We start from the raw sequence: 6,825 nt of genomic DNA, 5'->3' as shown, positions 1-6,825 counted from the left end.
AGGAATAAGGCGTACCTGGAAGGTACGTCGTTGACGAAGGATGAGGCCAACGCAGCAGATGGGCGTTTTTCATCAGCCTGCTGGGATCGGTCAACGGTGGTTGACACCTGTCTGCAAACAGCCGTCTCCACCAGTAGACACCTGATGGAGTCCGGCCCCATGAGCCGCGTTGGAGAATAAATTGCGGCCTTATTTCAACAAGTTATGCAAGGAGATATTTAATTAAACAATTACCGGGATTGGCACCTGGCTTGCTATATCATCCGGTCATGCACAAAGAAAAGAAGGGAGCGTGCGATGGTACTGATCAATTACCCCGGCCTCAGTTTCGACCTTGACGACACCAGCTGTCTGCTGCGGGAGACCGTCAGGGATTTCGCAACCGCCGAGATCGCCCCACGGGCGGCAGACATCGACCGCGAAAACCTGTTCCCTGCCGACCTCTGGCGTAAGATGGGAGAACTCGGTCTGCTCGGCATCACCGTCAACGAAGAGTATGGCGGCTCCGGAATGAGTTATCTCGATCACGTTATCGCCATGGAAGAAATCAGCCGGGCCTCAGCTTCCGTCGGCCTTTCCTACGGCGCACACTCCAACCTCTGCGTCAATCAGATCCACCGCAACGGGAATCCGGCCCAGAAGGCAAAATACCTGCCGAAACTGATCAGCGGCGAACACGTCGGCGCCCTGGCGATGAGCGAAGCAGGTTCCGGCTCGGACGTGGTCAGCATGCGGCTGCGGGCTACCCGTGAGGGGAACAACTTCATTCTCAACGGGACCAAGATGTGGATTACCAACGGCCCTGACGCCGATGTCCTGGTGGTCTACGCCAAAACCGACCCGGCCGCCGGTCCGCGCGGCATCACCACCTTCCTGGTCGAAAAGTCTTTTCCCGGTTTTTCAACGGCGCAGAAACTCGATAAACTGGGGATGCGCGGCTCCAACACCTGTGAACTGGTCTTCGAAAACTGCGTGGTGCCCGAGGACAATATCCTCGGAGGGTACAACCAGGGCGTCAATGTGCTGATGAGCGGCCTCGATTATGAACGGCTGGTGCTTTCCGGTGGTCCGCTGGGAATCATGAGCGCCTGCATGGACGCCGTTATCCCCTACCTGCACGAGCGTAAACAGTTCGGCCGGCCGATCGGTCAATTCCAGTTGATGCAGGGGCAGCTTGCCGACATGTACACCAGCATGAACGCCTGCCGCGCCTATGTTTACGCCGTCGCCAGGGAGGCCGGCAAGGGCGCCGGCCGCAACCTGCGCAAGGATGCCGCCGGGGCGATCCTCTACTCAGCGGAAAAGGCCACGCAGATGGCCCTGGACGCCATTCAGTGTCTGGGCGGCAATGGTTACATCAACGAGTTTCCCACCGGCCGGCTGCTGCGCGATGCCAAACTCTACGAGATCGGCGCCGGCACCAGTGAAATCCGCCGAATGCTGATCGGCCGTGAACTGTTCGACCAGACCATCTGAAAGGGTTGATGGATGACTGTGCTTAAAAGCCGGCTGAAAACCGGCAGCGAAGAATTCAAACAGAATGCCGTCGGCATGCAGACCCTGGTGGATGACCTGCGCGCCAAGGTGGCGCAGATCAAACTCGGCGGCGACGAGAAGTCCCGGCTCAAGCACACCGAGCGCGGCAAGCTGTTGCCGCGCGAGCGGATCCGCCAGCTGCTCGATGTCGGCTCTCCGTTTCTCGAATTGTCGCAGTTCGCAGCCTACAGGATCTACGAAACCGAGACCCCGGCTGCCGGGGTGCTGACCGGCATCGGTCGGATCGAAGGACTCGAATGCATGGTGGTCGTCAATGACGCCACGGTCAAAGGGGGGTCCTACCTGCCGCTGACGGTCAAAAAACACCTGCGCGCCCAGGAGATTGCCGAGCAGAACCGCCTCCCCTGCGTCTACCTGGTCGATTCCGGCGGCGCATTCCTGTCGAAACAGGACGATGTCTTCCCCGATCGCGATCACTTCGGACGGATCTTCTACAATCAGGCGCGCATGTCCGCCCAGGGGATTCCGCAGATCGCCGTGGTCATGGGCTCATGCACCGCCGGCGGCGCCTACATGCCGGCCATGGCCGATGAGAGCATCATCGTCAAGGAGCAGGGAACGATCTTTCTCGGCGGGCCGCCGCTGGTCAAGGCGGCCACCGGTGAGGTGGTCAGCGCGGAACAGCTCGGAGGGGCCGACACTCACTGCCGGACGTCCGGAGTCACCGACCACTACGCCGAAAACGACGCCCACGCGCTGGCCCTGGCGCGACGTATTGTCGGCAATCTCAACCAGCGGAAACAGCCGGCCATCAGCCTGCGTGAGAGCAGCGACCCTCGATTCGACCCGCGGGAGCTTTACGGGCTGATTCCCAGCGATAGCCGCAAACCCTTCGACGTGCGCGAAGTGATTGCCCGGATCGTCGACGGCAGCGAGTTCGACGAATTCAAACAACTCTACGGGACCACCCTGGTCTGTGGTTTCGCCCGACTTTACGGCATCCCAATCGGCATCATCGCCAATAACGGCATCCTCTTCTCCGAATCCGCTCTCAAGGGGGCGCATTTCATCCAGCTCTGCAGCCAGCGCGGTATCCCCCTGCTCTTTCTGCAGAACATCACCGGCTTCATGGTCGGCAGCAAATACGAGGCCGGCGGGATCGCCAAGGATGGCGCCAAGATGGTCACCGCCGTCGCCTGTGCCAAGGTGCCGAAGCTGACCCTGATCATCGGCGGCAGTTTCGGCGCCGGTAATTACGGCATGTGCGGCCGGGCCTACAGCCCGCGCCTGCTGTTCATGTGGCCGAATGCACGGATTTCAGTGATGGGCGGCGAACAGGCGGCGTCGGTGCTGGCCCAGGTTCGACGCGACGGGCTGGAGGCCAAGGGAGAGTCGTGGAGTCAGGAAGAGGAAGAACAGTTCAAGGTTCCGATCCGCGCCCAGTATGAACACCAGGGGCATCCCTATTACGCCAGCGCCAGAATCTGGGACGACGGCATTATCGATCCGGCCGACAGCCGAATGGTCCTCGGCTTGAGCCTTTCGGCGACACTCAACGCACCGATCGAGAAAACCTCCTTCGGTATTTTCAGGATGTGACCATGAGACGCTTGCAGACAGAAATAGATGTCCGAGGCTGTGCCACCCTGACTCTGAACAACCCGGAGCAGCACAATGTCTTCGATGACCGGCTGATCCTCGAAATGACGGCAATTCTGCAGCAACTCGGTGAGGACCCGCAGGTGCGCACCGTCACCCTGGCCGCTGCCGGCAAGAGTTTTTCCGCCGGCGCCGATCTGAACTGGATGCGCCGGGTGGCGGACTATTCGCCGGAGGAAAATCTTCAGGACGCCCTTGCCCTCGCGAAGTTGCTGAAGATCCTGAACGAACTGCCGAAACCGACCATTGCCCTGGTCCAGGGCGCGGCCTTCGGAGGCGGAGTCGGCCTGGTGGCGGCCTGCGATATCGCAATCGCCGGCGTGAAGGCCAGCTTCTGCCTTCCCGAGGTCAAACTGGGATTGATCCCGGCGCTCATTTCCCCCTATGTGACAGCCGCCATCGGACAGCGGGCGTCCCGGCGATACTTCCTCACTGCCGAGCGCTTTTCCGCCCAGGAGGCTTTGCGTCTCGGCCTGATCCATCAGGTGGCCGATGAGGCCGATTTGAAAACTGTCGGGGAGCAGCTCTGCCGGCAGTTGCTGCAGAACGGCCCGCAGGCCATCGGCGCAGCCAAACGCCTGATCTTCGACATCAGCGACCAGCCGTTCGACCAAAAACTCATCGACATGACCGCGGCACGGATTGCCGCCATCCGAGCCACCGACGAAGGGCGCGAGGGGTTGAATGCCTTCCTCGCCAAACTCCCGCCGACCTGGATCAAGGAGTAAGGATGTTCGACACTCTACTGATTGCCAATCGCGGCGAAATCGCCTGCCGGATCATGGCCACTGCCACTCGCCTTGGGATCAGAACGGTTGCGGTCTACTCGGAAGCCGATACCGACAGCCGCCATGTCCAACTGGCCGACGAGGCCATTCTGATCGGGCCACCGCCGGCGCGCGACAGCTATCTGCGAGCGGACAAAATCATTGCCGCCGCCCAGCGCAGCGGTGCGCAGGCGGTACACCCCGGTTATGGATTTCTAGCAGAAAACGCCGAGTTCGCGCGCGCCTGCCGGGAGGCCGGGCTGGTCTTCATCGGCCCTCCGGCCGGGGCGATCGCCGCCATGGGAGATAAATCACGCGCCAAGCAGCTGATGGCAACCGCCGGAGTGCCGCTGGTTCCCGGCTATCACGGGCTGGAGCAGGAACCGGAAGCCCTGCAGCGCCAAGCGGACCGGATCGGCTATCCGCTGCTGCTCAAGGCGAGCGCCGGCGGTGGCGGCAAAGGGATGCGCGTCGTCGAGAACCCGCAAGATTTTCCGTCCGCCCTGGCTGCCGCCAAGCGCGAAGCGTTGAGCGCCTTCGGCAATGAGCAGGTGCTGCTGGAGCGCTACCTGCGCCGCCCGCGGCATATTGAAATTCAGATCTTCGCCGACAACTTCGGGAACTGCGTGCACCTGTTCGAGCGGGATTGCTCCCTGCAGCGCCGCCACCAGAAGGTGATCGAGGAAGCTCCGGCCCCGGGCATGAGCGTGGAGCTGCGCGGGCAGATGGCCGCGGCGGCAATCGCCGCGGCCCAGGCGATCGACTACGTCGGAGCCGGAACGATCGAATTTCTGCTCGATGAGGAGGGCAGCTTCTACTTCATGGAGATGAACACCCGGCTGCAGGTCGAGCATCCGGTCACTGAGCTGATTTCGGGACATGACCTGGTCGAGTGGCAACTGCTGGTTGCGGAGAGACAGCCCCTCCCCTGTATCCAGGAGCAGTTGCGGATCTCCGGCCACGCCATCGAGGCGCGGCTCTACGCCGAAGACCCGCTGCGCGACTTCCTGCCGGCCACCGGCACCCTGCAGCATCTGCGGCTGCCGGAAGCAACCGCACAGATCAGGGTCGACAGCGGGGTGCGGCAGGGGGATCGGATCGGTATTCACTACGATCCGCTGCTCGCCAAGCTGATCGTCCACGGCGAAACTCGGGAGCAGGCTCTGCGGCGGCTGCGGCGGGCTCTGGATGCTACCGAGGTGGTCGGTCTGAACTGCAATCGCGATTTTCTCCGCCGGGTCTGCGACAATGAGGAATTCAGCGGCGGTCGGATCGATACCGGCTTCATCCCTCGGCACCAGGAGGAATTACTCAGCGTCCCGGGACCGCTCAGCGACGAACAGCTGGCCCTGACCACCTTGTATCTGCTGCTGCAACGCCGCCAACAGGCGCAACTTCAGGCTCAAGATTCTTTTGAGCCGAACTCCCCCTGGCACGAAACCAGCGGCTGGCGGCTCAACAGCCACAACTACCACCATGTCCTGCTGCGCGACGGCGACCGCGAATATCCCGTTATTCTGCACTATCGACCCGAGGGCCTGCTGCTGGAACTGCCCGGCGCAAGCCTCGAAGTGAGCGGCAGCCTTGACCCGGATGGCGGGCTGCAGGCGACCATCGGTGGGCGCCGGTGTCAGGCCCGGATCATCCGCAACGGCCTGGAACTGACCCTGCTGCAGAAGGGCGTCACCCGCACTCTGCACCTGGACGACCCTCTTTACGGAGTCCTCGACCTCCAAGGAGGTGAAGGAAGTCTGATAGCGCCGATGCCTGGGAAAATCATCGCCGTTCATACCGCCATCGGAGCCATGGTTGAGACTGGAGATCCGCTGCTGACCCTGGAGGCGATGAAGATGGAACACACCATCAACTCCCCAAAGAACGGAACTGTCAGTGACATCTTTTTTCAGATCGACGAAATGGTCGAAGAGGGGGTCCAACTGATCGCCATCGCCGGCGAGGGAGGCTGACATGCGCTTGCCAAAACGGGTGAAGATCGTCGAAGTCGGACCGCGGGACGGCTTGCAGAATGAAACGAAAACCGTTCCGACCCCGGTCAAGATCGAATTGATCAACCGGCTCTCCCAAACCGGTCTGGCGGCCATCGAGGGGGGCAGTTTCGTTTCGCCGAAATGGATTCCTCAGATGGCCGACAGCCTGCAGGTGATGCAGGGGGTCAAGCGCCGTCCAGGAGTCAGCTACCCGGTGCTTGTGCCGAATCTGCAGGGGTTGAGAAGCGCTCTGCTGGCCGACTGCGACGAAATCGCCATCTTCGCTTCGGCCTCGGAATCCTTTTCGCGCAAGAATATCAACTGCTCCATTGCCCAGAGTCTGGATCGTTTCGCCGAAGTCTGCGCCGAAGCAAAAAAGCACAACCTGCGGGTGCGCGGCTATATCTCCTGCACCCTCGGCTGTCCCTACGAGGGGTGGATCGATCCGAACAGTGTCGCCTGGCTGGCCGGCCGGCTGGTGGAACTGGGCTGCTACGAAATCTCCCTCGGCGACACCATCGGCGTCGGCACCCCCGGCAAGGCCCAGGCGATGGTCGATTGCGTCGCGGGAAAAGTCCAGCCGGAACGGCTGGCCGCCCATTTCCACGACACCTATGGTCAGGCACTGGCGAACATCCTCGCCGTCATGCAGCGCGGCATAGCCGTCATCGACAGTTCGGTCTCCGGTCTCGGCGGCTGCACTTTTGCCCCCGGCGCCACCGGCAACGTCGCCACTGAAGATCTGCTTTACATGCTGAAAGGCCTGGGGGTTGAAAGCGGTGTCGATCTGAATGAAGTCGTGGCCGTCGGGGAGTTTATCTCCGGCTACCTGGGACGGACGAGCAACTCCAGAGTGGCGAGGGCGATTCTGTCGCAGAAAACAGAGCAGTGTTCTAATCAGTAACGGAGGCCTC

General features: G+C 61.6%; 5 protein-coding genes. All 5 read left to right on the top strand.

The window, feature by feature from the left end:
• The first annotated feature begins 297 nt into the window (after positions 1-297).
• From DTF_RS0113860 to DTF_RS0113840, 5 genes are read left to right on the top strand one after another with little or no spacing between them, the layout of a single operon-like run.
• Positions 298-1,476 carry an isovaleryl-CoA dehydrogenase gene (locus DTF_RS0113860; protein ID WP_027715797.1) on the top strand — a complete coding sequence of 393 codons (1,179 nt, stop codon included), beginning with the start codon at positions 298-300 and terminating at the stop codon, positions 1,474-1,476.
• Positions 1,477-1,488: 12 nt separating this feature from the next.
• A complete protein-coding gene (locus DTF_RS0113855) occupies positions 1,489-3,096 on the top strand; it encodes a carboxyl transferase domain-containing protein (RefSeq protein ID WP_027715796.1) in 1,608 nt (535 codons plus the stop codon).
• Positions 3,097-3,098: 2 nt separating this feature from the next.
• Entirely contained in the window at positions 3,099-3,884 is a 786-nt protein-coding gene (locus DTF_RS0113850) for an enoyl-CoA hydratase-related protein (protein WP_035057072.1), read from the top strand.
• Between the two features lie 2 nt (positions 3,885-3,886).
• Complete coding sequence (locus tag DTF_RS0113845; protein WP_027715794.1) at positions 3,887-5,890, top strand: acetyl/propionyl/methylcrotonyl-CoA carboxylase subunit alpha; 2,004 nt, start codon at positions 3,887-3,889, stop codon at positions 5,888-5,890.
• A gap of 1 nt (position 5,891) precedes the next feature.
• A complete protein-coding gene (locus DTF_RS0113840; protein ID WP_027715793.1) occupies positions 5,892-6,815 on the top strand; it encodes a hydroxymethylglutaryl-CoA lyase in 924 nt (307 codons plus the stop codon).
• Positions 6,816-6,825 lie beyond the last annotated feature (10 nt).

The sequence above is a fragment of the Desulfuromonas sp. TF genome (assembly GCF_000472285.1).
In the GTDB taxonomy this organism is placed as follows: domain Bacteria; phylum Desulfobacterota; class Desulfuromonadia; order Desulfuromonadales; family ATBO01; genus ATBO01.
The sequence above is the reverse complement of the archived record's forward strand: the minus strand, read 5'-3'. Positions and strand labels throughout refer to the sequence as shown.

Excerpts from the sequence above, each read along its gene's own strand:
- DTF_RS0113840 (WP_027715793.1), top strand. The coding sequence starts at position 5,892 with ATGCGCTTGCCAAAACGGGTGAAGATCGTCGAAGTCGGACCGCGGGAC.
- DTF_RS0113855 (WP_027715796.1), top strand. The coding sequence starts at position 1,489 with ATGACTGTGCTTAAAAGCCGGCTGAAAACCGGCAGCGAAGAATTCAAA.
- DTF_RS0113860 (WP_027715797.1), top strand. The coding sequence starts at position 298 with ATGGTACTGATCAATTACCCCGGCCTCAGTTTCGACCTTGACGACACC.
- DTF_RS0113850 (WP_035057072.1), top strand. The coding sequence starts at position 3,099 with ATGAGACGCTTGCAGACAGAAATAGATGTCCGAGGCTGTGCCACCCTG.
- DTF_RS0113845 (WP_027715794.1), top strand. The coding sequence starts at position 3,887 with ATGTTCGACACTCTACTGATTGCCAATCGCGGCGAAATCGCCTGCCGG.